The following is a 26,050-nucleotide window of genomic DNA, read 5'->3' on the forward strand; positions in this document are numbered from 1 at the left end:
GGCTGAGAGATCCTGGCCGGTGATCGCTACGGTCATCGCTGTCTCCCTGTCTTGGAGACGCCTGCGAATCACGGACCGCCGCGTCGCTCCAAGTCACAGACGAGTCAACGGTCGGGGCCGTTGGTATAATGATTACAGACCTGGCAGAGCGGCGACCAAGACGGCCGGTGCGGTCTGCCTCCGCTCCGGGCAATAACGCGGGGCACGCGATGGCATCAGCAGACTGTTTCAACCCAGCGACAGCGTGCGGGCCACAGAGCACAGCGTCATTCCGGCGGCTGATGCCATGACGGGCCTGTTGAAAGGCGCAGCCGGCATCGTCGGCCCGGGCGTGTCCCGGCCATCTGTGCTGCAATCGCAAGGGAAAAGTGGATGGCCGGGACATGCCCGGCCACGATGGTTAGGTACCGACCGCTCCCGCTCCCCGGCTCACAAAACCTGTTCGCCGTGCAGCACGATGTCGAGGCCCTCGCGCTCCTGCTCGCGGGTCACCCGCAGGCCGACTGCCATGTCGGTGATCTTCAGCAGCAGCCAACTGACGCCCGCGCACCAGACGACGGTCACGACGACTCCCACCGCCTGCACGCCCAGCAGGGCCGCGCCGCCGAAGTACACGCCGGCCTTGGCATCGGCGGTCGCCGACAGCGGCCCATAGGCGAACCAGCCGGTCGCCAGCATGCCGATGATGCCGCCGACGCCGTGCACGCCGAACGCGTCCAGGCTGTCGTCATAGCGCAGTTGCGCCTTCAGTTCGGTGGCGGTCCAGAAGCACACCATGCCGGCGACCAGGCCGATGCCCAGCGCCGGGCCGGGCAGCACGAAGCCGGCGGCCGGGGTGATCGCCACCAGTCCCGCCACCGCGCCGGAGATCGCGCCCAGCACCGAGGGCTTGCCGCGCAGCAGCCACTCGGCGAAGGTCCAGGAGGCGGTTGCCCCGGCCGCGGCGATCTGCGTCACCAGCACCGCCATGCCGGCGCGGGCATTGGCGCCCAGCGCGCCGCCCGAGTTGAAGCCCATCCAGCCGATCCACAGCAGCGAGGCGCCGACGACGGCGTAGCTCAGGTTCCACGGCGCCATGTTCTCCTGCCCGTAGCCCAGCCTCCGGCCGAGCATCAGGGCGCAGACCAGGCCGGAGACGCCGCAGTTGATCTCCACCACCGTGCCGCCGGCGAAGTCGGCGATGCCCATCTGCGCCAGCCAGCCGGTCGGCGCCCACACCCAGTGCGCCAGCGGGGCATAGACCGCCAGCGACCACAGGGTGAAGAAGATCAGCATTGCCGAGAACTTCATCCGATCGGCACAGCTGCCGGTGACCACCGCCGGGGTGATGATGGCGAACGCCATCTGGAACATCAGGAAAGCGCTTTCCGGGATGGTCGTCGGCTGCGCGGCGGCGGTGCCGGCGCCCAGCGTGAACGGCTTGTCCCAGGTCTCGCCCAGGCCGTTCAGGAACAGGCGGGAAAAATCGCCGATGAAGGCCGAGCCGTTGGTAAACGACAATGAATAGCCCGCCACCATCCAGACGATGGTCATCGCCGCGCACAGGCTGAACGACTGCATCATGATGGCGAGCACGTTCTTCTTCCGCACCATCCCGGCATAGAACAATGCCAGGCCCGGCACGGTCATCAGCAGCACCAGAACGGTGCTGACAAGCACCCAGGCGACGTCCCCTGGTACAATCGTTTGCATGATTGTCCTCCAAATCTGCAACCATGCGAGTCAAGAAACGTGCCAGGAGTCCGTCACTGCGAATGTCGCCGGAAACGCCACGCTGCTGAAGAATTGGGCAGCGAATTGCGCACGACAGCAGCGCAATCTGCCGGGTTTGGTAGCTATGACGGCGCCGCAATGCCGCCTGTTTTTTAGGCAGAGGTGCCGTCAGGCCGCTTCGGCTGCCTGCCGTGGCTGGTAGATCGCGACGTGGGTCGCGCGAAGCAGCGGTTTCGTCTCATTCGCAACCACCAGGGCGTCCAGCTCGACCCATTTGTGGCCCTTGTGCTGATAGTTTCTCGTAATGCGCGCCCGCACGGTCAGCGTGTCGCCGACATGCCCGACGCCCAGGTTGCGCACCGTGCTGCCCATGTGGATCCAGGCAGGCAGGATGACGTTGTGGCTCAGCACCCAGTTGCAGCAGCGCAGCAGGCTGCCGGGATGCACGATCGCCTCGCGGGCGTAAAGCGGGTCGGTTTCGCGCAGATCCGCCAGGTCCCGGGCGTGCGCCTCCGCCGTCAACGGCAGCGGGATCATGCCGAGCCAGTCGCCGACGGCGAGCGATGCCTCGTCGGCCGGCCGGCGTTCGGTCCGGGGCGGCACCGCCTTGAAGTCGTCCAGCGCCGGGGGCGGCTCGGCAACACGCGGTAGGCCGGCCCGGCCGGAGGCGCAGAGCACGTCCTGGCTGTGCACGCTCAGCGCCAGGCCGTCGGCGTCCTCGACGGCGGCGACTTCGGCGATCGCGCCATCGTAGACCGGCTTCATGAAGCGGGCGGCGCCGGTGCCGCGCTCCAGCCAGGCGCGGCCCCACAGGGCGACCGGCTGGTGCGCCATGTAGGCGTAGACGTTGACGCCGCCGACGAAGCCGCCCTTGAAGCCGAAGCGCCGGGCGGTGGCGTCGTCGTGGATTTTGTTCTCCGAGGCCTTGGCGGTGTTGTGGGCGGAGACGTGGTAGGGCGGAAGGGGCATGGATCGGTTTCCGGAGGGTTGCTTGTTGTATTTTCGGAATAGAATGGCCAATGGCGGCGGGTGGAAGCGGGATCGGCGGCGGTGCGCACTGGCTGCCGATCGTGCCGGCTTGCCGGCTGATCTTCAATACGGAGGGAACGAAGAACCCACGGAGTTACAGCAGACCGCAGGTCGGTTGGGACAGGGCGACGGCGCACCCGCATCGTCATGGCCCGGCTCGTCCCTACGGGATGCACACATCTCGGAAACGGTCCGCCGCTGCGTTTTCCTTTCGTCATGGCCCGGCTTGTCCGGGCCACCTGTCGCGGCACAAGTGCTGGAATAGGTGGCCCGGACAAGCCGGGCCATGACGATGGTGGAACGCTCTTGGCGCCCAGGCAAGCATTTGATTTTACAGTCATTTCCGACTCGTTTCCAGGATGTGTGCATTGCGTAGGGCTTGTCCGGGCCACCCGTCGCGGCATAGGTGCTCGAACAGGTGGCCCGGACGAGCCGGGCCATGACGATGAGGACAGGCCACCTGTGCGTCCCAACCGACCTGCGGTCTGCTGTAGCCAGCTGGCGCGCCGGCACCGCGATGGCGGAAAATGGGCGAGAGGTCCGTTGCCCCCGGTCATGGCCGGGCGTGTCCCGGCCATCCACCCCCCGCCGCCTGTGCGCAGATGGCCGGGACACGCCCGGCCATGACGGAAAGAGAACGGCCACCGGATCGCCCCCGGCGGATCGTCAGCTCAGCGCCCACAGCCCCACTTCATAGCCCGGCACGAAGTTGCGGTTGGTCATCTCCGGATTGCGGTTGACGTAGGTGCGCCCGAACATCGGATGCCGCATGCTGCGGGTTTCGTGCTCCACCCGGAACAGCGGCTTGTTGCTGTCGACGTCGACGATGTCGAGGAAGCGGTACTGGTGCTGGTCGCTTTCCTCGCTGATCAGCCCGCGCTCCTGCAGTTTCCTGTGCGGGCCGGAGAAATCGGCCAGCGTGATCTGAATGTGGTGCCCGTCGTATTCCGGCAGCTTCGCGGTCGTCTCGCGAAACGTCACCTTGCTCTCGGCCGAGGTGCTGGCCCAGGCATAAGGCCCGCGCTCATCCTTCGCCACGCCGGCGATGCCGCCCAGGATCTCGACATAAAAGCGGGCGATGGCGCCGAGGTCGGTGCCGGCGGGGATGTCGAACTCCACGTACGGCATGCCCAGCCGCATGCCGCCGAAACGCGCCGGGTCAGGCTCGTGCACGCGCATCCGGTTGCCCCACGGGCAGGTGGTTTCAACCGCATCTTCCGTCTCGCGGAAGCTGAATTTCGTGCCTTCCAGGAACTTTTGCGCATGGCCCAGCCGCCGCAGCAGCGCCTCGCGGTCCGGGATCACCAGCCCGACGGTGCCGCGGACGACGTCGGTGCCGCGCGTCGGCAGGTGGAACTGGCCGCGGCCGACGTTGACCCACATGTTCTCGAGCCCAGTCATCAGGTACGGGTCGCGGGTCAGGCCCAGGCCCATCAGGTAGTAGGCGATCGCCTTGCCCTGGTCGGGCACGCGCACGTTGACATGGCCCAGTTCGACGATGTTGCCGACGTCCTCGACGCTGCGGTCGAACTGCGGCATGGCGGTGTCGTTCATGCTTCCCGGACTCCCTGTTGTTGGTGGCGTTCAACGCTGCGGCGCAGTGTAGTCCGGGCTCCGGCCCTGGTCCACACGGGCGGGATTGCCGGCATTCGCAACGATCCGGAAACCGAGGAAATATCGTGCCTGCGCCCGGGCCGGTGACAGGACCGGAGCCCTGCCGGCAGTAGACCCCGTGGCGGCGATGGCGCCGGTCGTGGTGCTCGTGGTGCGCGCTCGGGGCGGCGTCGCGGCGGTGGGAGCGGTGACTGCCCGCCGGAGGGACGTCCGACCCGGAGCAAATTGCGTACATGCGGCAAGCTCTGTGCTATGCTGCCTGTGCCCAGGTTGAGGAGAGGGGCTGTCCCATGAGCCAGGAGCCGCTGGTGCCGGCTGCGCTGCTGGATCGCGTTGTGCGCTATTTTCACCCGCGCCGGGTGATCCTGTTCGGCTCCCAGGCGCGGCGGCAGAGCGGACCGGACAGCGATTTCGATCTTCTGGTGATACTCGACGACGACGCCCCGGCCGAGCGGCTGACGCTGAAAGCCGACTGGGAGGCGCGCCGGGGCTATGACCAGGCGGTGGATAGCATCCCGGTGCGTGAGGCAGTTTATCGGCGACGCGCCAGGATCGCCGGCACACTGGCCTATGAAGCCACAGTCGATGGCATTGCGGTCTATGAGCAAGACTGATTGCACAGCGCCGGAGAACCGGCGCGAGGCCCGGCGATGGCTGGTGATCGCCGAAGAGGACCTTGACGTCGCCGGTGCGGCCGCGCGCCTGCCCCGGCCACGCCACGGTGCTGCCGCCTACCATTTGCAGCAGGCGGCCGAGAAATTGGTCAAGTCACGCCGTGTCCTGAACGGCGAGCCGTTCCGGCGCGTGCATGACCTGGATGAACGCGTCACCCGGTTGCTGCCAATCTGTCCGCAGTTCACTGAAACGCTGGAATCGCTGCGACCCCTGACGGTCTGGAGCGTTGCCTCTCGTTATCCCAGCCTGGAAGACGAACCGGAGCCGCCTCCGACAGCTGAGGAAGTCGATCGCTATACAACGATGTTGACACGCCTGGCCGTCGAGGTCGCGAGCCTCATCGGCAGCGACTGAACAGACCCCGGTCACCGCGTCACGACGGCAGCGTTTGCTCCGGCGTCTCGTCCACCTCTGGCGGCCATTGCAGCGGAAGGATGTAACGCGTTACACTCACAGCCGAACCGACACCGGAGAACGAACGTGACGGCCCCGGCAGACCGTATGAAGGCAATGCGCCATCGGCGCCGTGCGCAAGGCTTGCGGGAGGTGCACATCGTCACGCCGGATCCGCGGACCGCAACGGTTCGGCAGAGAGTGGCAAGACAGGTCGCGAACCTCCATCAGGCCAACGAGGCCGATGCCCTGCGATGGAACGAGGCGGTTTCCGAATTCGACATGCCCGAGGTTTCGTCCGAACAATGAGGCGTGGCGACGTGGTCGTCGTCGCGGCAGCAGGCGACTACGGCAAGCCTCGACCGGCCGTGATCGTGCAGACCGACGCCTTCCCCGAAACGCATGCCTCGGTCGTGATCTGCCAGATGACATCCGTCATTGCGGATGCGCCGGATTTTCGTATCACCGTCAACCCAGGCGCGGAAAACGGGCCGCGCGTGCCATTCCAGATCATGGCCGACAAGCCCGTGACGGTCCGGCGGGATCGTATCGCCCAGGTCATCGGCCGCCTGGGCGCTGACGACCTCCGGCGGCTGAATGTTGCGCTGGCCTTCGTGATGGGACTGGCCGACTGACCCCTGGCACCGGACCGCCAGCCCCGGCCGATCGTCCCCGGTCACCGCGCCGTCACGGCAGCGTCGGCCCATGCTGGAACCGCCGCCACGCGCTCATCTGCACCGCCGAGGTCAGGCAGTGCACCACCACTGGCTTCGTCTTCACCGCAAACGCCCGGGCGACGCCGTCGGCGACCTCGGACTCCGTGCGGATGGTGATGCCCTCGGCGCCGAACGAGCGGGCCCAGGCGGCGAAGTCCGGATTGGTCAGCCGCGTCGCCTCCATGAACCTGCGGTCCGGATAGCGCACATACGAATGCATCCCGATCGTGCCATACATCGCATTGTCTGAAATGATCACAATCGGCGCGCCGCCATACTGGCAGGCGGTGGCGATCTCGTTGCCCATCATCAGCGCGCCGCCGTCGCCCATGAACGCCACCACCTGCCGGCCCGGTCGGCGCAGCGTGCCCGCCACCGCCATCGGCATGCCGGAGCCCATGGCGCCGACGACCGAGGACAGGAACACCTGCCCCGGCCGGAAGCGGAGATACCGGTGCACATACGACCCGAAATTGCCGGCGTCCGACGTGACCACCGCGTCGTCCGCCAGGTGCTTGTCGATCTCGCACACCACGGCGGCGAAATTCAGCCCGTCCGTCGCCGGCTCCCAGGTCTTTTCCAGCAGCGAGCGGTGGATCCGGTGCAGCCCGTCGGTCCAGTCACGCCGCTTCGCCGCGTCCGCCGGCGGCGGCAGCGCCAGCAGGCCCTTGATCACCTCGTGCGGATCGCACGGCATCCCCAGGTCGGGGCGCCAGACCCGGCCGACCTCGTTGGCGTCCGGCCAGATGTGCACCAGAGGCACCTGCGGCTGCGGCGCGCTAGGGAAGCTGTAGGACTGGCTGACCGTGTCCGTCAGCCGCTCGCCCAGTGCCACCAGCAGATCCGCCTTCTTCATCTCGCCGATGAGCGCCGGCGGCACCCGGATGCCCATGTAGCCGCCGTAGTTCGGATGATGCGCATCGAACAACTGCGGCCGCCGGTGCGTCGGGCTTATCGGCAGCACCCAGTCCTCCGACAGCCGACGCAGATCGTCGTACACCGCTGGGTCGTACAGGCTGCCGGCCAGCAGCGCCCCGCCCACCAGCACCAGCGGACGCTCGGCCTGCGCCAGCATCTCGGCCAGGCGCTGCAGGTCCTGCGTCCGCGGGCCGGCGACGACGCGCGGGCGGGGCGGGTCGAGCGCAGCGTCGGTGGTCTCGTCGAAAATGTCTTCCGGCAGGATCACCGCGACCGGGCCGGGCGTGCCGCTTTCGGCGACGTGGAACGCGCGGGCGATGGCTTCCGAGGCCTGCTCCGGTTCGTTCACCTCGATCACGCTTTTCGTGATGTCGGACAGCAGGCGTGAATAGTTCTGCTCCTGCAAGGCCAGCCGACCGAAATCCCGCCGCTCGACCTGGCCCACCAGCATCACCATCGGCGTCGCGTCGTGCCAGGCGGAGTGCAGCGATACCATCGCGTTCGACAACCCGGGGCCGCGCGAGACGATGCACACGCCGGCGCGGTGGCGCAGCCGTCCGTCGGCCACCGCCATGAAGCCGGCGCCGCCCTCGTGCCGGCAGACGATGATGCGGATCGTGTTGCGCTCGGTCAGCACGCTGGTCAGGCCGACATAGCTCTCGCCGGGGACGCAGAAGATCTGATCGACGTCGTGGGCTTCGAGACTGTCGGCCAGCAGCCGGGCAACGGTGGTGGTGGGCATCCTGGTTGCGTCTCCTGCTTGTTTTGCCGGGCACGATAGGCGGGCTGTTTGCAGGTGACCAGGGACGCGCGGCCTGTTACATGCGCGCCATGCTGCAAAGAACCTATGCGCGCGTCCTGACGCTGGCCGGCTCCCGCTACGCAACGTGGTGGCTGGCGTTGATCGCCTTCGCCGAGGCGAGCTTCTTTCCGATCCCGCCCGACGCGCTGCTGATCCCGATGGCGCTGGCGAAGCCGCGGCACGCCAGGCGGTTCGCCGCCGTCTGCACCGCGGCGAGCGTCACCGGCGGCGCGCTGGGCTACCTCATCGGTTACGCCGTGTTCGACCAGGTGGCCCGGCCGATCCTGGACGTGTACGGGTATGGCGCGGCGTATGCGGCGTTCCAGGCGAAGTTCCAGGAATACGGCCTGTGGATCATCCTGATCAAAGGCCTGACGCCGATACCCTACAAGATCGTGACGATCGCGGCAGGCGCGGCCCGGTTCGAGTTCGCGGTGTTCATGGCGGCGAGCGTGCTGACCCGCGGCGCCCGCTTCTTCCTGGTGGCGACGCTGCTGCACTTCTTCGGCGATTCGGTGCGGGACTTCATCGAGCGGCGGCTGACCCTGGTCACCAGCGCGCTGGCGGCCGCCATCGTCGGCGGGTTCGTGGCGCTGAAGCTGATGTGAGACGTTGCGGCTGGAAGACCCGTTGGCGTTCCTGGATTGACCCAGCGGGTCGGAGCGGCTCCGGCTGATATGATGATACGCCACGCGTATTATCCTTGACGTAATACACTTGGCGTATTAGATTTTTCCTGCGGGCGTAAACCATTCCTTAACCCCCGGCCGGCATTGTCCGGGGTCCAAGGGAATGCGCATGATCCGCTCGATCAAGGGCTCCGCGACGCGGCAGTTCGTCGAAAATGGCAAGTCCAGATTTTCCGGCATGGATGTCGCGCTCGCCCACCGGCGGCTTCGGCAGGTCAACACCGCTTCCAGCCTGCAGGCACTGGCAGGATTGAACAGCGTTGGCCTGCACAAGCTGAAGGGCGACCTGCGGGACTTCTGGTCGGTCGACGTCAACGCCGGCTGGCGCATCCTGTTCCGCTTCAAGGACGGAAACGCCTATGACGTCCACATCCTGGACCCGCACTGCCATGGATCAGATCGTCATGGCTCCTCCGGCCCCGATCCGGGATGATGAGGAAACCTTCCACTACCCCGACGGCGTGACGCTGCCGCCGTCGCACCCCGGCGAGACCCTGGCCGACGAACTCGCGGCACGCGGGCTGACCGCCAGTGCCCTGGCGCTGAAGCTGCGGGTGCCGGCCAACCGCATCTCCGACATCCTGCGCGGCCGGCGGGCCGTCACCGCCGAGACGGCGTTGCGACTCGGCCGCTATTTCGGTACCGGCGCGAAATTCTGGGTCGATCTCCAGGCGGCCCATGACCTGGCGGTTGCCGAGCGCGACTTCGGCGCACTCATTGAAAAGGAGGTCGATCCGGCCTAGCCCCGCCGCGGGCGGCACAATCTGCCCGGCAAGATCCGGCCAATCGGCAGGATCTGCCGGATGGGGCGTTGGGGAATCGTTGCGCGACAAGGCTCTCGGGTCCTGGCATTCAACGTGCTTTCAGGATGGCACCCAACTCTCAGCTTCAGGGAGAGGCCCATGTCGATCAGCGGCATAACAGGGTTGAGCGGGGTCAGCTATGGCATGCCGGCGCTTTCCAGCCAGGCAACCACCACCTCGGAGCAACCGCCGAAAGCCACGGAGCCCATCAAGCCGGAGACGCCAGTCACGGGTGATCTATCAACGACGCTGTCGCCAATCGTGCTTGCGACGCTGACGGGCGAGCACGTGGCGTTGCATGGCTCATCCTTCGGCTCCTGAGTACTGGCCCGGCGCGTCCCTACCGCATGCGCAGAGCTCGGAAACGGTTTGCCGCGGGCCCTGGCGCCCATCGTCATGGCCAGCAGGCCGCGGCCTGCCGCGATCAGGCGCGTGACACCGGGCAGGACGGCGACGGGAACCCCGGTATCTTGGCGTCTTGGCGTTGAACAGGAACGGTGCCACCGCGCCCGGCGCTGATGGGTGCGCTGCGCCGCTGGCCCGTGCGGTTGGTTCCACCGATAAAACGCCAAGACGCCAAGATACCGGGGCACGCGTCACTGTCCGGGGTGGTGGCGGCCTGTCATGCCCTCGGTCGCTTCATGCCGATCCGTACCGCTGCGGGATCGGCAAGAAGGCATTGCCGCGGCATCCGGCCAAGGTGGCCCGGGTTGTTCCCGGGATGTGTGCATGCCGTAGGGCGTGTCCTTGCCCGGCGGCCGGCGCGGTCGGACACCGCATCCCGCGGCCACATGAAGCCGCCAGGACCGCTCGGCCTGCAGCCTGGGCCCTGCCGCCTGGTAGGCGCGGTCCGGGAACCCGGCCTCTCCTCGCAGAGGCAACAGGCTGCCGTCGCTCCAGCCGATGAACGGCGCGGCACGCGGGCCGCGCGACAGAGCGCCCAAGGCGTTCACACCGTCACTCCCGGGAAGGTCCGGACACGCCAGCGCATGGCCGGCGACCGTGATGCAGCGCGGCGGCTCCGGCCACCGGGTCTTTCTCCCTCCCTATTCGCCCTGTCCTGATCGCCGCATGCCATCGCCCACCCGTACACGAGGCCGCGCGCGGCGGCGGAGCGGTCTGGCAAGACGGTTCTCGCTCCCTACCTGACGGTCGAACGAAACGGCGGGAAGGACAACGCGGTGAGTGCAAGCCAGGCCAGCAGCAAACCGTTCCTGAGCGACGTGCAGACGTTGCGGGAACGGGCCCGTCAGAACATGACCGAGGGCGTGGTCACGAAAAGCTATGGCGGCGACGTCAGGCGCACGATCGAGATCCTGCAGTCGGTGCTGGCGACCGAGATCGTCTGCGTGCTGCGCTACACGATGCATGCGGTGACCGCCACCGGCATCGCCAGCGAGGCGATCAAGGCCGAGTTCGCCCAGCACGCCCGCGAGGAGCAGGACCATATGATGGCGGTCGCGGAACGGATCAACCAGCTCGGCGGCAAACCGAACTTCAATCCCGAAGGGCTGGCGACCCGCTCGGCCTCGCAATACGCCGAGGGCGCGAACCTGGTCGACATGATCAAGGAGAACCTGATCGCGGAGCGGATTGCCGTTGACCACTACCGCGAACTGATCCGCTATTTCGGCGACGACGACCCGGCGACGCGGGTGATGCTGCAGGGCATCCTGGCCACCGAGGAAGAGCATGCCTCGGACATGCTCGACCTGCTGGAGGCGCACGAGGGGCACTGATCGGCACCGGGGGCCCCGACCCCATAGGCGTTAAACTGGTGGGATCGGGGCGCCGGCGTTGCTATACCGTCATGGTGGGTGCAGGCCCACCATCCACGCCTTCTGCTGATATCGGCACCGCAAGGCGTGGATGGCAGCCGCCATGACGACAAAGCAGTCGCACCGCCTGAACCCCTATTTTAACGCCAACGGGGGCGCGGGCCCTCCCCCGGCTTGTCCACGTCACCTGTTCAGGCACGTGTGGCGCGGACAAGCCGGACCATGACGATGGGGGAACGCGTCGGATGATTTGATTGACTCATTATCACAACACCGTGAAATTATCGTTGCCACACGGCGCCGCCGTATGCGGCTGTCGCTTGCCAACCCTCGGTCCGGCAACGGGCCGCAGCGTGTACAACCGGCCAGGACGCCGGTGCAACGGCGCGGCCAGGAATTGCCGGGCCAGGTCGATCGGGTGGCATGAAATCCCGGCAGACCAGGCCATATCAGCCCTGCCGGCCCGTGGCATGATCCTGCCAAAGCTGACGAATGTGGCTGCAAACCATGCGCCGGCGCGATTCCGGCCGGGAGAAGCGCGCTAACCGGATGGCTGCGCCAACAGCCTGAACGCCTGATCCAGCGCCTGCTGCGCGGAGTCCGGCTCGGCGAACCCCGCGTCGGTCCGTCCGTTGCGCCATCCGTGCCAGTAGGCCCGGGAGCGATCGGATCCGGGTGCGGGGCTACCGTGGAATCCGTCGAGGTAGCCCTCGAGGACATCGCCCTCATCCAGTTGCCTAAAATCTGCGACGGTTCTCACCGGAGCAAATTCCGCCATGGGCACCTCACCAGCCTGATCATTATTGCAGCTGCTCAGACGAGAGCCTCATCGCGCGCAGATTGGTGATATATATCGATATAGTCTCCTCGTTGCAACCAAACATGGAGACTAGTATGTTGCTCTCGCTTACCCGTCATTCCGCCGGTGTGTCCCGTCAGGCTCATGCGAACGTACCAGCCGGCCAGTCGCAATACTTTGCCAGGCTTGCGCTTGATGACCAGACCAGACGCGACGCCTACCGGCTGCGCTATGACAGCTACCTTGCATCAGGCTTCATCGCACCAAGCGAAACCCGACTGTTTCAGGACATTTACGATGATCTTTCCAATTGCCAAACCATCGTTCTGTATGATCAACATGAGCCGGTAGCGTCCGTGCGCACCTGCTTTCTCGCGTCCGGCTCGCCGCAGCGGTCCCCGGCCATGGACACTTATCCCGAACAGGTCACGGCCTTGCTGCGCCAGCAAACGCCGACCGGGATCGGTGGCCGCGGCATTGAAACGACCCGGTTGGTCAGAAGCCCGGCCGCGGAAAACAACCAGGGGCTGGTGTTTCTTCTGTACCGCCTCGCCGGATATGTCGGCATGATGGCACACACTCAGATATTGCTGGCATGCGTGCGGCAGAACCATGTATCGTTTTACCGGCGACTTGGCTACACCCCCGCAACGGAAGCACGATCATACCCGGGTCTGAACTGTCCCATGCTGCTCATGTCCTGCACCCGTCAACGCTATGATGAAATCCGCGGCGCATTTCCTCTGATCGACCCGTATGCCGGCGCGACGGAGACGCTTGACGGATTCCTGTCAGGCGAAACCATCCCGGTATCCTTGTTACGTTCCTGACGATGAACCTCCAGATCACCGGCACCAGTCTCTTCCTGCCTATATTCGTATCGCTGGTCGCGTTCTGCTCGTTTGCCTGGGCACTGCGCGGCCATTTCGTGACGGTGGGGCGCATTCCGCAAGGAATGCGCCTACTGTCGGCCGCCAGCCTGCTGTCCTACCTCGCGTATCTCGGCCTGCTGTTCCGGCAGGGTCACGGATCGGCCGCCGGAACCATGCCGGGGCTGACCGGCTTTGCGGCGTCCCTCATGCTGTTCTGGTGGACCGTGGCCGAAACCAGGCGGCACCGGCTGCGCCTGGCCTATAGCGATGCCGGGCCGGACAGGATCCACGCCGGCGGACCTTATGCCTTCGTGCGGCATCCTTTCTACCTGTCCTACATCATCTTCTGGATCAGCACCGCCCTGATCGCCGGGTCATGGCAATGGGTGATGGCCGTGATCCTTACGCTATGGTATGTGCGCATCGCGCGGGGCGAGGAACGGCGCTTCGGATCGTCAGGGTTGTCGCTCGCCTATGACGGATACAGGCAACGGACCGGCATGCTGCTGCCGCGGCTCCGGCGCCGGCCGCGGACCTTCAGTTCCGCTGCCGGGCGGACTGAGCTGCCCGGGCAACCCACCGGTTCGCGCCCTCCGCCGCGGCCTCTGCCTTCCCAGTCATCCCAATGAAGGAACCCTCCGCCGGACCGGCGCCAGTCTCGACCACGCGGTCCAAAGGGCCGCGCGCGTGCTTCCGGCGGCTGAGGAAGCTCTTCACCTCCTATCGCGGTACGGAGAATGAACCTCCGATCCGCCACGAGCAGGCCACGCTTCTGTTTGGCATGACGTTCTTCTTCACGATCCTCGGGACCGCCAGCTGCATCCTGTTCACGTTCGCCTTCGAGCGGCATGTGACCTCGGAAACCGCCGTCGCCGACAGCGTGATCATGTTGCTCTACCTGGCCCTGCTGGGCGGCGGGCTGCGCTGGCGGCGACACGGCGACGACACCAGCTACATCCGGGAATCGGTCCAGCTCCTGGCGGGGCTGGGCGTGGCCTGGGGCGCCCTCGTCAACCTGTTCGCCATGGGCGCCGGGCCGGATGAGCAGGGCATCCTGGTCGGGCTCATCATGGCGCTTGTCTCGACGCCGATGCTTGCCGTGCCGCTGTCCGCCGCGCTGGCGTTCTACATCCCGATTTCCATCCTGTGTTCGGTTGCGATCGTCGCCCAGCCCATCCAGGTGACGGCCATCTACTCGTTCTTCGGCTTCCTCGGCTTCGCGCTGACCGGCCTGATCTACATGAACAAGGCCATGCTGGAGCGTTCGATCGGCCGCCTGAACCTGCAGAAGGAACACAGGACGATCAGCCTCTTCCTGCGGGAATTCCAGGAGGTTTCGTCCGACTGGCTGTGGGAAACCGACCCGCACGGACGGTTCCGCAACGTCAGCGCCCGGATGGCGACCGTGCTGCAGGTCGACCAGGCCGATCTCGAGAGTCTTTCAGTCGACGACGTTGCCCACTGCCGCGCCAGCCAGGAGGACGAATTCCGCGACCTGATCCTGGCCATGAATCAGCGGATCGCCTTCAAGGACATCATCCTCGCGGTCCTGATCGAAGGATGCGTCCGCTGGCTGTGCCTGACAGGCCACCCGGTTCACGATGACGTCGGCCGCTTCCTCGGATACCGGGGCATCGGGTCCGACATCACGGAAGCCCGGATCGGCCGCCAACGGATCGAGTTCCTGGCAAGACACGACAGCTTGACCGGACTGCTCAACCGGACAGCGTTCGTCGAGGAGGTCAGCGCGGCCTGCGATCCGCTGGTCGGCGACGCTTTCGCGCTGCTGCTGATCGACCTGGATAATTTCAAGGGAGTCAACGACGATTTCGGCCACGCCGTGGGCGATCACGTGCTGAGGTCGGTGGCCGAGCGGATCAGGGCAACCATCCGGCCGACCGACCTGTCCGCGCGCATCGGCGGCGACGAGTTTGCCGTGCTGTTGCGGGACATCGGTCAGGCGGATGCGCTCGAAATCGCGGAACGCATTGCCGAGGCACTCTCCGCGCCGTTGATGATCGAGGATCTTGGCTTCACGCCATCCGGAAGCGTCGGCATCGCGCTGTCGCCTGCGCATGGCACGGATACCGAGACCCTGATGCGGCGCGCCGATCTCTCGCTCTATCGCGCCAAGGAACGAGGCAAGAAGGCTGCCTGCCTGTTCGAATTCGACTTCGAGCAGGAGTACTACGGGCGCATGCGGCTTCAGGCGGAACTGGCCTCGGCGCTGGATGAGCAGCAGCTTTTCCTGGTTTACCAGCCAATCGTCGACGTCCGGACGGGCGACATCGTCTCGGTCGAGGCGCTTGTGCGCTGGCGCCATCCGACCCGGGGGGTGCTGACGCCGGGCGCGTTCATGCCGAACGCCGAAGCGAGCGACCTGATGGAGCGGCTGGGGGAGTACGTCCTGCGGCTGGCCTGCCATACGGCGGCGGGATGGCGGAATCCGGTTCCGGTTGCCGTGAACCTGTCGCCGAAGCAACTGCGCAGCGGGCGGTTTGTCGGCATCCTGAAGCAGTGCCTGCTGGAAAGCGGGCTGCTTCCGGGCCGGCTCGCGCTGGAGGTGACCGAGACCGTGTTCCTGGTATCGTCGGAAACGACCACGAACCAGTTGGCCGCCATTCGTGACCTGGGCGTCCGGATCGTGCTGGACGACTTCGGGACCGGGTATTCGTCCCTGACCTATCTGCGCGGCTTCGACGTCGACGGGATCAAGATCGACCAGAGCTTCACGCGCGATCTTCCGGGATCGCAGAAGGTCGCGGCGATCGTTCGCACCATCGGCAGGCTGGCCTCGGACATGAACGTCTACGTGGTTGCGGAAGGCGTCGAGACGGTCGGGCAGATGAACTGGCTGCGCAGCAACGGCATTGCCTTTGCCCAGGGGTATCTGCTCGGAAGGCCCGGCGAGGACACGGTATTTTCGGGACTCGACCCCGCCCGCCCCGGGCCGACGGTTGCAATTGCGAATACCGCCCGCGATTCACTCGTCGTCAGGTACGCCGCGCCTTCCGTTCTGGAGACGTGAGGGCGCCGGGCCGGAAGCAGTCTGCTACGGTGCGTCCGCATCGCGGAAAGCGTGGTTGATGGAGAATACCTGTCAACATAGAGGAAAAGAGGGATCGCCGAGGGCCACAGGGGATCAGGGGGCCATCGGCGGCCGGGCGGGGTTCTGGCCGGAAACCGCCAAAGGGAGCGTCAGGGACTAACCGCGTCATTGGGTGCAGGGCACCGGCCCCCTCGTGTCATGGCGGGCGGAGGCCCGATTGGCGTTAAGATAGTGGGATCCGCAGCACGGCCGTTGCCACCCCGTCATGGTGGGCGCAGGCCCACCATCCACGCCTTTTGCCGATATCAGCGCCGCAAGGCGTGGATGGCGGCCCTGCGGCCGCCATAGCGACGGGGCGTGACCGCGCCCGGCCGCCTAAGTTAGCGCCCATGCGGATGATCCGGCACCAGCCGCAACCTGTCACCCACGCCCCGGCCAGAGCCCCCGCGCGCGTGCCGGCCATCTCAATTGCCTGCCGCCGCCGGCGCGACTCGTTACGAACCACGCACGGTTGGAGCCCGTCGCGCGGACTTGCGGAACACCCGGCGCACAGGCGGCGATGCGGCGATCACGGCTCCCGCTCATAAGCCTCGACCAGCCAATCCGCCGGCTCCCGCGCCGCCGCGTCATACCACTCCGCCACCAGCCTGTGCCCCCGCACTGCCGCGCAATAGGCCGCCGTCTCCGGGCTTCCCTGCACGCCCCAGGTCAGGAACCGCGTCACCACCGGCGCGTACATCGCATCCGCCATGCCGAAGTCCGCGCCGAACAGGAACGGGCCGCCGGCACCGAATTTCGCCCGCGCCTCCGCCCACAGCGCCTCGATCCGCGCGATGTCCTGCAGCGCGCCCGGCGTCTGTCCTTTCCCTGAGAAATCCCGCCCCAGGTTCATCCACATCGCCATCCGCAACTCGCGGAATCCGGCGTGCATTTCCGCCGCGATCGAGCGCGCGTGCGCCCGCGCGATCCGGTCCGCCGGCCACAGCGACGGCTTCACCTCGGCGCAGTAGTCGCAGATCGCCACCGACTCCCACACCCGCGCGCCGTTGTGCTCAAGAAACGGAACCAGCCCGTTCGGCGACACCGCCCGGATCGCCCTGGTCGGCCCCGGCCGCTCGAACCGGATCACCCGGACCTCGACATCCAGCCCAGCCAGCTTCACCGCCAGCCAGCCGCGCATCGACCAGGACGAGTAGCGCTTCTGGCCGATGACCAGCACACCGTCACTCATTGCTGTTTCCAAACAGATCCGCCGGCGCCGGCGCGCCGCGGGAGTACTCCATTGAACAGAACGCCCCACCCATGTAACGTTCCTCCACCGGGTCGCCGCTGACCTTGCCGGCCAGTTGCCCGGCGAACCCGTCGGCGCTGTCCTCCGGCGCCCAGCCCACCGCCGCGCGGGCGTCGTCGCGCCACCACGTCATCTTCGCGTTCTTCGACGCGCCCCACACCACGCAGCACCCCACCTTCGGCGCCAGCACGCAACGCTGCATCAGCCGCGCGAAATCCGGATACGACAGCCACGTCGCCAGCATGCGCGCGTTCGTCGGCTCCGGGAATGCCGAGCCGATGCGCACGTTGACGTTCTCCACCCCGTGCTTGAACCAGTACAGCCGCCCCATCAGCTCGCCATACGCCTTCGACAGCCCGTAATACCCGTCCGGCAGGAACTGCGTGTCGGCGCCGATGCTTTCCGCGCGTTCGTGAAAGCCGATGGAATGGTTCGACGAGGCGAAGACCACCCGCGCCTTCTCCCGCCGCGCCGCCTCGTAGATGTGATACAGGCCGCGAATGTTCGGGCCGATGACCGTCTCGAACGGCTGCTCGGCCGAGACGCCGCCCAGATGGATGATCGTCCCGCAGCCCTCGGCCAGCCGCAGTATCGCCACGCCGTCGTTCAAATCGGCGCGGGTGAACGTCGCCCCCGCCGGCAGCGCCTCGGGAAACGGCGCAATATCGGTCAGCGCCAGCGTCCAGCCCAGCGCGCCGAGCGCTTTCGTCACCACCTTTCCCAGCGCGCCGGAGGCTCCGGTGACAAGAACCGGCTTGGCAGGCGTATCAGGCATGGCATGCTCCCCTTGTTCACTGGTGGAGGCATCATGCGCAGGATCGACGAACTCGCCCAGGCCCTGGCCGGCGGCACCACCACCAGCCGCGCCCTGGTGGAAGATTCCCTGGCCCGCGCCACCGATCCCGCCGGCGAGGGCGCGCGCACCTTCATCAAGCTGCAAGCCGACAAGGCCCGCGCCATGGCGGACGCCATGGATCTGCTGCGCAAGGCCAACCGCGCGCCCGGCCCGTACGCCGGCATCCCCATCGCACTGAAGGACCTGTTCGACGTCGCCGGCGAGCCCACCCCGGCCGGCTCGGTCGTGCTGGCCGACGCGCCGCCCGCCGCCGTCAACGCCCCGGTCGTCGCCCGCATGCTGGCCGCCGGCTTCGTGCCGATGGGGCGGGTGAACATGACCGAGTTCGCCTTCTCCGGCCTGGGCATCAACCCGCACTACGGCACGCCCGCCAGCCCGTGGGACCGGGCGTCGCGGCGGATTCCCGGCGGCAGTTCCTCGGGCACCGCCGTCGCGGTGGCCGACGGCATGGCAGCGGCGGGGCTGGGCACCGACACCGGCGGCTCCTGCCGCATCCCGGCGGCGTTCTGCGGCATCGTCGGCTACAAGCCCACCGCCCGGCGCATCCCGATCACGGGCGTGCTGCCGCTGGCCCCGTCGCTGGATTCCATCGGTCCGCTCGCCCCCGGGGTCGCCTGCTGCGCCGCGATCGACGCCATCCTGGCGGGCCAGGCGCCGGCCGTGCCGGTACCGGCCCGGCTCGACGGACTGCGCCTCGCCGTGCCCGACACCCTGGTGCTGGAGGGCATGGACGACACCGTCGCCGCCGCGTTCGAGCGGGCGCTGTCGCTGCTGTCCGCCGCCGGCGCGCGGATCGAGAAAGTCCGCTTCGCCGCCTTCGGCGACCTGCCGGCGGTCAACGCCGCGGGCGGGTTCGCCGCGTCCGAAGCCTATGCCTGGCACCGCCGCCTGCTGGGCACCAAGGGAAGCCGCTACGACCCGCGCATCCGCGTCCGCATCATGCGCGGCGACGGCATCAGCGCCGCTGACTACATCGACCTCGTCGCCGCCCGCGCCCGGCTGGTCGCGTCGTTCGATCGCGCCACCGCGCCGTATGACGCCGTGGTGATGCCGACGGTGCCGATCGTCGCGCCGCGCATCGGCGACCTGGACGACGAGCGGGCCTACAACAGCCAGAACATGCTGATCCTGCGCAACACCGCCATCGGCAATTTCTTCGATCGCTGCGCCATCTCCATCCCCTGCCACCGCCCGGGCGAGGCACCCGTCGGCCTGATGCTGATGGGCGAGACGCTGGGCGACGCGCGGCTGTTCAGCATCGCCGCGGCGGCGGAGGCGGCGGTGGCAGGCTGACGGGGCCGCTTCCCGCCGGTTTCGGCCAGCCGTCACCGCCCGCCGGCGTGGCAATCCCGCGCCATCCTGGACAAGCATTTCCGGCCCGTGGCACGATACCGGCGCAGATGCCTGATCCAAGATACCAGCTGCGGGCCGGCCCGGACCTCGCTGCTTCCCTCACCCCTTCCGACATGATTGGCACCGCGTCATGACCCGCGACAACGCGCCCGATGAAATGGCGGACGGCACCGGCCAGGTGAAGCCGCACTGGCGGCGGCTGCAGTCCAGCCTGTTCGCCCTGGGCCACGAGACGCTGGCCGAGCGGGCGCGCCTGCTGGACCAGGCGTTCGCCGAGGAAGGCATCACCGCCATCCTGCCCGGCGAGCAGGCGGTCAACTGGAGCTGCGACCCGATCCCCCTGCCCTTGTCGGCGTCCGAGTTCGCCGCGTTGGAAGACGGCCTGGCGCGGCGCGCCGAATTGCTGGAGCTGATCCTGGCCGACCTCTACGGCCCGCAGACCCTGATGGCCGAGGGGCTGATCCCGCCCGAACTGGTCTACGGCAACCCGGCCTTCCTGCGCCCGTGCCGCAACCCCGATGGCATCCGCCGCGGCCGCCACCTGTCGTTCTACGCCGCCGACATGCTGCGCGGCTCGGACGGCGCCTGGCGGGTCCTGGCCGATCGCACCGGCCAGGCGCAGGGCATCGCCTACGCGCTGGAAAACCGCCGCATCCTGGCCCGCGTCGTGCCGGAGCTGTTCCAGTACCAGAAGATCGAGCAGCTTCGCCAGTACCTCGAAGTCATGAGCGACGCCCTGCAGTCGCAGGCGCAGGACGGCGGCGGCATCGCCCTGCTCAGCGCCGGCCACGCCGATCCGATGTGGTTCGAGCACGTGCTGCTGTCGCGCGAGCTGTCCATCGGCCTGGTCGAGAGCGGCGACCTGACGCTGCGCGGCGGCAGCGTGTTCCTCAAGACGCTGCGCGGCCTGCAGCGCATCGGCGTGCTGTTCCGCCGCAAGGACGGCGAGCGCGTCGATTCGCTGGAGCTGGCGGCCGGCGCCGGCGTGCCGGGGCTGCTCGACTCGATCCGCAGCGGCGCCGTGCGCATGGTCAACGACGCCGGCACCGCGCTGGTGGAGGCGCCGGCGCTGGCCGCCTTCCTGCCCACGCTCGCCCGCCGCCTGCTGAACGAGGACCTGCGGCTGCAAAGCCAGGCGACGCTGTGGCTCGGCGAGGGCGCGGTGGTGCGGACGGTGCTGCGCGACCTGGAAGGCTGGGTGGTGCGGGCGGCGACCGACGGCGGCTCGCCGCCCGTGGTGCCGATGATGCTGTCCACCGCCGAGCGGGACGACCTGGCGGCGCGGATGGCGGCGGACCCGGCGGGCTTCGCCGCGACCGTGGCGCCGACGCCGTCGCTGGCGCCGTGCGCCGGACCGCGCGGCCTGGAAGCCCGGCCGATTGCGCTGCGCATGTTCATGACCTTCGACGGCACGCGCTGGCGCGCCCTGCCCGGCGGCCTCGCGCGGGCGATGTCGGAGGAGGACGCGCTGGCCGGGCGGCTGCCGCGCAACGCCGTGTCCAAGGACGTCTGGGTGATGGCGGACGAGACCAGCGTCATCCACAGCCCGTTCGCCCTGGCCACGCCGGCGCTGGCGATCCGCCGCACCGCCGGCGACCTGCCGTCGCGCGTCGCCGACAATTTCTACTGGCTCGGCCGCTACCTGGAGCGGCTGGAGGAAGGCGCCCGCCTGCAGCGCGCGACGATCACCCGCATCCTCCGCCCTTCGCCCTCGGCGCGGGAAACCTCCGAGCTGCAGATCCTGATCGCCTGCCTGAGCAACGTGCGGATGATGGACCCCGAGGACGCCTCGGTGCTGGGCGCCGGCATGCTGGCGGGGTCGGTGATGAAGGCGTTCCGGCCGAACGGCGGCATGCGCCGGGTGCTGGCGCACGTCTCGCGCCAGGTCGAGACGCTGCGCGACCGCCTCACCGGGGAGATGCACGCGGTGCTGACCCGCTCGCTGCGGGAACTCGGGGAAAAGATGCGGCACCTACCGGCGGAGTCGAACATCCGGGCGCTGGAGGTGACGTCGCACCTGACCAGCGAGATCCTGCAGTTCGCCGCCACCGTCGCCGGGCTCGCGGCGGAGAACATGGTGCGCGGCGGCGGCCGGCTGTTCCTGGATTTCGGCCGGCGGATGGAGCGGGCGCAGGCGATCGCGGCGGAGCTGCGGCAGGTGCTGGACCAGCCGGGCGCGGCGACCCAGCCGGGGCGCGTCGAAACCGGGCTGCGGCTGGCGCTGGAGCTGCGCGATTCGGTGATCACCTACCGCAACCGCTACCTGGGCATCCTGCAGCCGGCGCCGGCGCTGGACCTGATCCTGGCCGACGAGGCCAACCCGCGCGGCCTGGCGTTCCAGCTGGCCGCCGCGCGGGAACTGCTGCGCGAGATCGCCGAGGACGGCGACATGCTGCTGCTGGCGATGGAGCCGCTGCTGCAGGAGACCCGCGACATCGTACACGCGGTGCTGCAGTCGCCCGACCAGATGGCGGCGACGGCCCGGCTGCCGCCGCGGCTGCGGCAGCTCGACCTGGCGATTGCCGACGTCGGAGACCGGGTGTCGCGGCGCTACTTCACGCTGCTGCCGGTGGCGCGCAGCCTGGGCATGGAGCCCGAGCCGCTGCGCGGCGCCGCGTGACGGTTCGCCCGGCACGCCTGTTGCGTCGCTGTCATGGCCGATCTGTTACCGTCATAGCCGTTGCCTCACCGTCATAGCCGGGGGTGTCCCTACGGGATGCACACATCCCGGTAACGACCGCAAAACCAGGCGCTCGCCCAATGCCTGGGAACGGTGCCGCTTGGTCGAGGAGACGCGTTTCGCTGGCAAGCGACCGGCCGAGGAGGCGCCGGGCCAGGTCGCCGTGGTGTGGCTCGCACATCCGGTATGGGGCATCCTGCCCACCGGGATGGGGCGGGATTGGGTTTGCCGACGCAATCAAGCGGACACGGAGTTGCACGGTGTTTGCATGGAGTTCCGCAGAGAAAGTGGATACGGCGCTTCGCGCGAAGCGCCTGAAATCATCGAACGCCGCCACAGGGGCGACCATGTTGGGGGCGTCCCGGACGACTCCGTGAAACTCCGTGCCAACCCCGTGTAACTCCGTGTTCGCTTGATTGCTGCCGGTGAAACCAGCACCGGCCGTGACAGTAGAGCCACGACGGCGGCGGAGCGCACCCGTCGCCGCCCGGTGCGGTTGCACGGTTCCTGTTCAACGCCAAGACGCCAAGATACTGGGGCACGTGTCACTGTCCGGGGTGGTGGCGGCCTGTCATACCAAAGGCCCGGGCCAGTGACCTGTCCTGGATTGTGCCGCGGCGGCCGGTTCGGGCCAGCCTGTCTGCACGACCGGACGGAGCCGGCGGGGCGGGAATCAATCGCGGTGGGGATGCGCCTTGCAGCGCATCCCCACCGCGATTACACACAGATGATGGCCGTGCGAACGGGCAGCTGTCGTGCCACCCGGCCCGCTCCGGCGGAGCAAGGCATTCATCGCGGACGTCGCCCCCGGCGCGACCCACTGGTGCGGATTCGCCGCGGGAACCGGTCCGCTGGTGTGAGATGCCCGGTGGCCGGTCTGACCCGCTCCTGTCTGGCGGGCGCAACCATTTGCAACTCTTGCAAAACAACCGCCAAGGGGCAATGTTGATCGTCGGGCCGTCGCTCCTGTACCCTGGGAACCCGGACAATGATGTCGCTCCATGACGCCCTGGAGGCCTGGCAGGCCGGTGAGATTACCGCCGCTCACGCGATGCGGTTGACCGGGGCGGCCAACGTCCTGAAACTCCTCGCTTTTGCCCATAAGTCCCGCGTGGAAATTCGTCCAGGACTTTTGCCGCGGGAAGAGGAACAGGCGCGGCGGGCCACGGAGCTTATTGTGCGGCTCCTGCAGCAGACAGGCGGTACGTACGGTCGCGCATCCACACAGGTGTCGTCTGCAAAGTGACGATCCATCGGGAAGTGCCGGTTCAGGTGATCGTCGCGGACGCGGGGCCGCTCATCAGTTTTGTAGCCGCTGGGCCTCTGGCACTTTTGCAGGCACTCAAGAGGCCAGTTCTTGTCCCATCTGATCCTTCGCCCGGCCCTGGTCGGCTGGACGCTCGTCCTGTGCGGCTGGCCCTACGCGATCCGTATCCCGGCCATCCGGCGCCACAACGTGGTCTATTATGACCCGGCGAGGCCCGCGGACGAATTCCATGCCGAACTTCCCGTCCAGGTACGCTGGAACGCGGACAACGACAACAACCTGATGGAGCAGCAACCTGATGGAGCAGCCGACGCTGTTCTTTGCCATCACGCTGTCATTCGCGTGCGCGGCACGGCGTCCCGGTTCCATGTCGCCCTCGCGTGGTCCTACGTCGCCCTGCGGACTGGTCATAGCATCGTGCCGGCCACCATCAACAGGATCGCGCTTCGCTTTCCGCTGTTCATCGCGGCGACCCTGGTCCTCGTAGTCATGACGGTCCGGAGGATTCTGATGACTTTCTGAGTCTGCTGCGCACGCCAAATTAACTTGAGGCCACACGGACGCAGGCGTTCGATGGTCCAGGCAAAAATCACAAGGGCGTTGCGCCCGGGGGGGAGGAGCACCATGCAAAGCGATGGGCTACCGCGCCGCGATTTCCTGCGCACCAGCGGCATCACGGTCACCGCACTGGCCACCGGCGGATCGGTGATCTTCGGCCACAACCACGCCTGGGCGGTGGCGACCACCACCCTCGACCCGCATACCACGCAGACCCTGCTGGTCATGACGCACGACCTGTTCCCGCACCAGCGGCTCGGTGAGCAGTACTATGCCGTCGTCGTCGACATGCTCGATAAGCAGGCCGCGAGCGATCCCGCCACGAAGCAATTGCTGATCGAAGGCGTGACCATGCTCGATTCCGCCCACGGCAAGTCCTGGGCGGACCTGCCCGACGGCACGCGCGTGACCGTGCTGCGCGGCGTGGAGAAGACCGCGTTCTTCACCACGGTGCGCACCAAGACCATCACCGGCCTGTATGGCAATCCCGCAGTCTACAAGATGTTCGGCTACGGCGGCCCCTCGGCGCCGCTTGGCGGCTACATCAACCGCGGCTTCGACGACATCGACTGGCTGCCAAAGACCTGAGGGGAGGGAACGACCAATGGCCAGAACCTTCGACCTGAAGGACAACTCCGTCGTTGTCATCGTCGGCTCCGGCGCCGGCGGCGGCACGCTGGCGAACGAGCTTGCGCAGAAAGGCATCAATGTCGTCTGCCTGGAAGCCGGCCCGCGGCTGACGCTGGCCGACATCGTCAACGACAACGACACCATGTTCGCCCGGCTGAGCTGGCTCGACAAGCGCATCGGCACCGGCGACCTGAATGCCAGCCTGCCGCTGTGGGTGTGCAAGACCGTCGGCGGCACCACGGTGCACTGGGCGGCCGCCGCGCTGCGCTTCCAGGAGCATGAGTTCAAGGGGCGGACCACCTATGGCGACATTCAGGGCGCCACCCTGCTGGACTGGCCGCTGACCCTGGCGGACCTCGCGCCGTTCTACGACAAGGCCGAGGACAAGATGGGCGTCACCGGCACGCACGACATCCCGCGCCTGCCCGGCAACAACAACTACAAGGTGATGGCCGCCGGGGCGAAGCGCGTCGGCTACAAGGAATTCCATACCGGCAACATGGCGATCAACTCCCAGCCGCGCGACGGCCGCCCGGCCTGCCACCAGATCGGCTTCTGCATGGAAGGCTGCGCCATCGGCGCGAAATGGTCCACGCTCTACACGGAAATCCCCAAGGCCGAGGCCACCGGGCATTTCGAACTGCGGCCGAACAGCATGGCGCTGCACGTCAACCATGACGCCAACGGCCTGGTGACCGGGGTGGTCTATGCCGACAAGGACGGCAACCATCACGAGCAGAAGGCGCGCGCGGTCTGCATCGCCGGCAATTCGGTGGAGACGCCGCGGCTGCTGCTGAACTCGGCGTCGTCGAAGTTCCCGGACGGCCTCGCCAACTCCTCGGGACAGGTCGGCCGCAACTTCATGCGGCACATGAGCGGCACCGTCTATGCCATGATGCCGGGCCGGGTGAATTTCGAGCGCGGCACGCAGATGGCCGGCATCATCAAGGACGAAGCCAGGTTCGATCCCAAGCGCGGGTTCGCCGGCGGCTACGAGATCGAGACGCTGCCCGGCTTCGGCCTGGAAGGGCTCGCCACCAACCTGGTGCCGGGCGCCTGGGGACGCGACTATGCGGACATCCTGGAGATGTACGATCACTTCGCCGGCATGTGGCTGGTCGGTGAGGACCTGCCGCAGGCCGCCAACGGCGTCACGCTGCACCCGACCGAGAAGGACCAGTACGGGCTGCCGGTGCCGGTGGTACATTTCTCCGACCACCCCAACGACATCGCCATGCGCAACCATGCGCACACGGCCGGCGCGGCGATCTACCAGTCGCTGGGGGCGAAGCAGGTGTTCAAGCTACCGCCGTTCTCCAGCACGCACAACATGGGCACTTGCCGCCAGAGCGCGAATCCGCGTGACGGGGTGTGCAACAGCTACGGGCAGTCGCACGACATCCCGAACCTGTTCATCTCCGACGGCAGCCAGTTCACCACGTCGGGGGCGGAGAATCCGACGCTGACGATCGTGGCGCTGGCGATCCGCCAGTCGGGCTACATCGCGGATCACTTGAACAAGCGGGAGTAGGGCGGGGCCGTCTCTCTATCGTCAGAGCGAGGTC

General features: G+C 67.5%; 25 protein-coding genes. 18 read left to right on the forward strand and 7 right to left on the reverse strand.

Annotation, left to right across the window (positions count from 1 at the left end; translation table 11 throughout):
• Positions 1–429: 429 nt before the first annotated feature.
• The 3 genes from CCS01_RS28990 to CCS01_RS29000 all read right to left on the reverse strand — a co-directional run bounded on the left by CCS01_RS28990 (position 430) and on the right by CCS01_RS29000 (position 4,296).
• Positions 430–1,692 (reverse strand): ammonium transporter, encoded by a 1,263-nt coding sequence (locus CCS01_RS28990; protein ID WP_104522255.1) that lies wholly within the window; start codon positions 1,690–1,692, stop codon positions 430–432.
• A 189-nt stretch (positions 1,693–1,881) separates the two neighbouring features.
• Complete coding sequence (locus CCS01_RS28995; protein ID WP_104522256.1) at positions 1,882–2,682, reverse strand: hypothetical protein; 801 nt, start codon at positions 2,680–2,682, stop codon at positions 1,882–1,884.
• 726 nt (positions 2,683–3,408) lie between these two features.
• Positions 3,409–4,296: a hypothetical protein gene (locus tag CCS01_RS29000; RefSeq protein ID WP_204848466.1), complete on the reverse strand. Its 888-nt coding sequence runs from the start codon at positions 4,294–4,296 to the stop codon at positions 3,409–3,411.
• Between the two features lie 350 nt (positions 4,297–4,646).
• Here CCS01_RS29000 and CCS01_RS29010 point away from each other — a divergent pair, with 350 nt between their 5' ends.
• From CCS01_RS29010 to CCS01_RS29025, 4 genes are all read left to right on the forward strand, one after another.
• Positions 4,647–4,970 (forward strand): nucleotidyltransferase domain-containing protein, encoded by a 324-nt coding sequence (locus tag CCS01_RS29010; protein WP_104522257.1) that lies wholly within the window; start codon positions 4,647–4,649, stop codon positions 4,968–4,970.
• Positions 4,957–5,385 (forward strand): HEPN domain-containing protein, encoded by a 429-nt coding sequence (locus tag CCS01_RS29015; RefSeq protein WP_275112983.1) that lies wholly within the window; start codon positions 4,957–4,959, stop codon positions 5,383–5,385. Before CCS01_RS29010 ends, CCS01_RS29015 begins: the two co-directional genes overlap by 14 nt.
• A 147-nt stretch (positions 5,386–5,532) precedes the next feature.
• Entirely contained in the window at positions 5,533–5,733 is a 201-nt protein-coding gene (locus tag CCS01_RS36265; RefSeq protein WP_104522259.1) for an antitoxin MazE-like protein, read from the forward strand.
• The gene (locus tag CCS01_RS29025; protein WP_104522260.1) at positions 5,730–6,059 is read left to right on the forward strand and encodes a type II toxin-antitoxin system PemK/MazF family toxin; all 330 of its coding nucleotides are present in this window, start codon (positions 5,730–5,732) and stop codon (positions 6,057–6,059) included. The genes CCS01_RS36265 and CCS01_RS29025 overlap by 4 nt, the downstream gene beginning before the upstream one ends.
• A 52-nt stretch (positions 6,060–6,111) precedes the next feature.
• Here the strand turns inward: CCS01_RS29025 and CCS01_RS29030 are convergent, their stop codons facing one another.
• The gene (locus tag CCS01_RS29030; RefSeq protein ID WP_104522261.1) at positions 6,112–7,800 is read right to left on the reverse strand and encodes a thiamine pyrophosphate-dependent enzyme; all 1,689 of its coding nucleotides are present in this window, start codon (positions 7,798–7,800) and stop codon (positions 6,112–6,114) included.
• 89 nt (positions 7,801–7,889) lie between these two features.
• Here CCS01_RS29030 and CCS01_RS29035 point away from each other — a divergent pair, with 89 nt between their 5' ends.
• From CCS01_RS29035 to CCS01_RS29055, 5 genes are all read left to right on the forward strand, one after another.
• Positions 7,890–8,468, forward strand: coding sequence for a YqaA family protein (locus tag CCS01_RS29035; protein ID WP_104522285.1), 579 nt, complete (start codon positions 7,890–7,892; stop codon positions 8,466–8,468).
• Positions 8,469–8,658: 190 nt separating this feature from the next.
• A complete protein-coding gene (locus CCS01_RS29040) occupies positions 8,659–8,982 on the forward strand; it encodes a type II toxin-antitoxin system RelE/ParE family toxin (RefSeq protein ID WP_104522286.1) in 324 nt (107 codons plus the stop codon).
• The gene (locus CCS01_RS29045) at positions 8,954–9,292 is read left to right on the forward strand and encodes a HigA family addiction module antitoxin (RefSeq protein WP_193540179.1); all 339 of its coding nucleotides are present in this window, start codon (positions 8,954–8,956) and stop codon (positions 9,290–9,292) included. Before CCS01_RS29040 ends, CCS01_RS29045 begins: the two co-directional genes overlap by 29 nt.
• A gap of 159 nt (positions 9,293–9,451) precedes the next feature.
• Positions 9,452–9,673, forward strand: a complete 222-nt coding sequence (locus CCS01_RS29050; protein ID WP_104522262.1) for a hypothetical protein — start codon at positions 9,452–9,454, stop codon at positions 9,671–9,673.
• Between the two features lie 860 nt (positions 9,674–10,533).
• On the forward strand, positions 10,534–11,091 hold the full coding sequence (locus tag CCS01_RS29055) for a ferritin-like domain-containing protein (protein WP_239992448.1): 558 nt from the start codon (positions 10,534–10,536) through the stop codon (positions 11,089–11,091).
• A 580-nt stretch (positions 11,092–11,671) separates the two neighbouring features.
• Here CCS01_RS29055 and CCS01_RS29060 read toward each other — a convergent pair.
• Positions 11,672–11,890, reverse strand: a complete 219-nt coding sequence (locus CCS01_RS29060; protein ID WP_239992449.1) for a hypothetical protein — start codon at positions 11,888–11,890, stop codon at positions 11,672–11,674.
• Positions 11,891–12,024: 134 nt separating this feature from the next.
• Between CCS01_RS29060 and CCS01_RS29065 the strand changes: the two genes are divergently transcribed.
• The 3 genes from CCS01_RS29065 (at position 12,025) to CCS01_RS29075 (ending at position 15,829) form a co-directional block, all read left to right on the forward strand.
• Positions 12,025–12,759 (forward strand): N-acyl amino acid synthase FeeM domain-containing protein, encoded by a 735-nt coding sequence (locus CCS01_RS29065; RefSeq protein ID WP_239992450.1) that lies wholly within the window; start codon positions 12,025–12,027, stop codon positions 12,757–12,759.
• 2 nt (positions 12,760–12,761) lie between these two features.
• Entirely contained in the window at positions 12,762–13,430 is a 669-nt protein-coding gene (locus tag CCS01_RS29070; RefSeq protein WP_104522264.1) for a methyltransferase family protein, read from the forward strand.
• 152 nt (positions 13,431–13,582) lie between these two features.
• On the forward strand, positions 13,583–15,829 hold the full coding sequence (locus tag CCS01_RS29075; protein WP_158258666.1) for a putative bifunctional diguanylate cyclase/phosphodiesterase: 2,247 nt from the start codon (positions 13,583–13,585) through the stop codon (positions 15,827–15,829).
• A gap of 589 nt (positions 15,830–16,418) precedes the next feature.
• Here CCS01_RS29075 and CCS01_RS29080 read toward each other — a convergent pair.
• Both CCS01_RS29080 and CCS01_RS29085 read right to left on the reverse strand, forming a co-directional pair.
• On the reverse strand, positions 16,419–17,081 hold the full coding sequence (locus CCS01_RS29080; protein WP_104522266.1) for a glutathione S-transferase family protein: 663 nt from the start codon (positions 17,079–17,081) through the stop codon (positions 16,419–16,421).
• Positions 17,074–17,916: an NAD-dependent epimerase/dehydratase family protein gene (locus CCS01_RS29085; protein ID WP_104522267.1), complete on the reverse strand. Its 843-nt coding sequence runs from the start codon at positions 17,914–17,916 to the stop codon at positions 17,074–17,076. Before CCS01_RS29085 ends, CCS01_RS29080 begins: the two co-directional genes overlap by 8 nt.
• Before the next feature lie 33 nt (positions 17,917–17,949).
• Here CCS01_RS29085 and CCS01_RS29090 point away from each other — a divergent pair, with 33 nt between their 5' ends.
• From CCS01_RS29090 to CCS01_RS29120, 6 genes are all read left to right on the forward strand, one after another.
• Entirely contained in the window at positions 17,950–19,290 is a 1,341-nt protein-coding gene (locus tag CCS01_RS29090) for an amidase (RefSeq protein ID WP_104522268.1), read from the forward strand.
• Positions 19,291–19,480: 190 nt separating this feature from the next.
• The gene (locus CCS01_RS29095) at positions 19,481–21,970 is read left to right on the forward strand and encodes a circularly permuted type 2 ATP-grasp protein (protein ID WP_104522269.1); all 2,490 of its coding nucleotides are present in this window, start codon (positions 19,481–19,483) and stop codon (positions 21,968–21,970) included.
• A gap of 1,048 nt (positions 21,971–23,018) precedes the next feature.
• Complete coding sequence (locus tag CCS01_RS29105; protein WP_104522271.1) at positions 23,019–23,276, forward strand: hypothetical protein; 258 nt, start codon at positions 23,019–23,021, stop codon at positions 23,274–23,276.
• A gap of 111 nt (positions 23,277–23,387) precedes the next feature.
• Positions 23,388–23,819: an MAPEG family protein gene (locus tag CCS01_RS29110; protein WP_158258667.1), complete on the forward strand. Its 432-nt coding sequence runs from the start codon at positions 23,388–23,390 to the stop codon at positions 23,817–23,819.
• Positions 23,820–23,921: 102 nt separating this feature from the next.
• A complete protein-coding gene (locus CCS01_RS29115) occupies positions 23,922–24,443 on the forward strand; it encodes a gluconate 2-dehydrogenase subunit 3 family protein (protein ID WP_104522273.1) in 522 nt (173 codons plus the stop codon).
• Between the two features lie 16 nt (positions 24,444–24,459).
• Positions 24,460–26,016 (forward strand): GMC family oxidoreductase, encoded by a 1,557-nt coding sequence (locus CCS01_RS29120; protein WP_104522274.1) that lies wholly within the window; start codon positions 24,460–24,462, stop codon positions 26,014–26,016.
• Positions 26,017–26,050 lie beyond the last annotated feature (34 nt).

This window comes from Rhodopila globiformis (assembly GCF_002937115.1).
GTDB lineage: Bacteria > Pseudomonadota > Alphaproteobacteria > Acetobacterales > Acetobacteraceae > Rhodopila > Rhodopila globiformis.

What these genes read in the sequence shown, in the direction of transcription:
- CCS01_RS28990 (WP_104522255.1), bottom strand. Translation starts at nt 1,692, where the DNA reads ATGCAAACGATTGTACCAGGGGACGTCGCCTGGGTGCTTGTCAGCACC.
- CCS01_RS28995 (WP_104522256.1), bottom strand. Translation starts at nt 2,682, where the DNA reads ATGCCCCTTCCGCCCTACCACGTCTCCGCCCACAACACCGCCAAGGCC.
- CCS01_RS29000 (WP_204848466.1), bottom strand. Translation starts at nt 4,296, where the DNA reads ATGAACGACACCGCCATGCCGCAGTTCGACCGCAGCGTCGAGGACGTC.
- CCS01_RS29010 (WP_104522257.1), top strand. Translation starts at nt 4,647, where the DNA reads ATGAGCCAGGAGCCGCTGGTGCCGGCTGCGCTGCTGGATCGCGTTGTG.
- CCS01_RS29015 (WP_275112983.1), top strand. Translation starts at nt 4,957, where the DNA reads ATGAGCAAGACTGATTGCACAGCGCCGGAGAACCGGCGCGAGGCCCGG.
- CCS01_RS36265 (WP_104522259.1), top strand. Translation starts at nt 5,533, where the DNA reads ATGAAGGCAATGCGCCATCGGCGCCGTGCGCAAGGCTTGCGGGAGGTG.
- CCS01_RS29025 (WP_104522260.1), top strand. Translation starts at nt 5,730, where the DNA reads ATGAGGCGTGGCGACGTGGTCGTCGTCGCGGCAGCAGGCGACTACGGC.
- CCS01_RS29030 (WP_104522261.1), bottom strand. Translation starts at nt 7,800, where the DNA reads ATGCCCACCACCACCGTTGCCCGGCTGCTGGCCGACAGTCTCGAAGCC.
- CCS01_RS29035 (WP_104522285.1), top strand. Translation starts at nt 7,890, where the DNA reads ATGCTGCAAAGAACCTATGCGCGCGTCCTGACGCTGGCCGGCTCCCGC.
- CCS01_RS29040 (WP_104522286.1), top strand. Translation starts at nt 8,659, where the DNA reads ATGATCCGCTCGATCAAGGGCTCCGCGACGCGGCAGTTCGTCGAAAAT.
- CCS01_RS29045 (WP_193540179.1), top strand. Translation starts at nt 8,954, where the DNA reads ATGGCTCCTCCGGCCCCGATCCGGGATGATGAGGAAACCTTCCACTAC.
- CCS01_RS29050 (WP_104522262.1), top strand. Translation starts at nt 9,452, where the DNA reads ATGTCGATCAGCGGCATAACAGGGTTGAGCGGGGTCAGCTATGGCATG.
- CCS01_RS29065 (WP_239992450.1), top strand. Translation starts at nt 12,025, where the DNA reads ATGTTGCTCTCGCTTACCCGTCATTCCGCCGGTGTGTCCCGTCAGGCT.
- CCS01_RS29070 (WP_104522264.1), top strand. Translation starts at nt 12,762, where the DNA reads ATGAACCTCCAGATCACCGGCACCAGTCTCTTCCTGCCTATATTCGTA.
- CCS01_RS29075 (WP_158258666.1), top strand. Translation starts at nt 13,583, where the DNA reads ATGACGTTCTTCTTCACGATCCTCGGGACCGCCAGCTGCATCCTGTTC.
- CCS01_RS29080 (WP_104522266.1), bottom strand. Translation starts at nt 17,081, where the DNA reads ATGAGTGACGGTGTGCTGGTCATCGGCCAGAAGCGCTACTCGTCCTGG.
- CCS01_RS29085 (WP_104522267.1), bottom strand. Translation starts at nt 17,916, where the DNA reads ATGCCTGATACGCCTGCCAAGCCGGTTCTTGTCACCGGAGCCTCCGGC.
- CCS01_RS29090 (WP_104522268.1), top strand. Translation starts at nt 17,950, where the DNA reads ATGCGCAGGATCGACGAACTCGCCCAGGCCCTGGCCGGCGGCACCACC.
- CCS01_RS29095 (WP_104522269.1), top strand. Translation starts at nt 19,481, where the DNA reads ATGACCCGCGACAACGCGCCCGATGAAATGGCGGACGGCACCGGCCAG.
- CCS01_RS29105 (WP_104522271.1), top strand. Translation starts at nt 23,019, where the DNA reads ATGATGTCGCTCCATGACGCCCTGGAGGCCTGGCAGGCCGGTGAGATT.
- CCS01_RS29115 (WP_104522273.1), top strand. Translation starts at nt 23,922, where the DNA reads ATGCAAAGCGATGGGCTACCGCGCCGCGATTTCCTGCGCACCAGCGGC.
- CCS01_RS29120 (WP_104522274.1), top strand. Translation starts at nt 24,460, where the DNA reads ATGGCCAGAACCTTCGACCTGAAGGACAACTCCGTCGTTGTCATCGTC.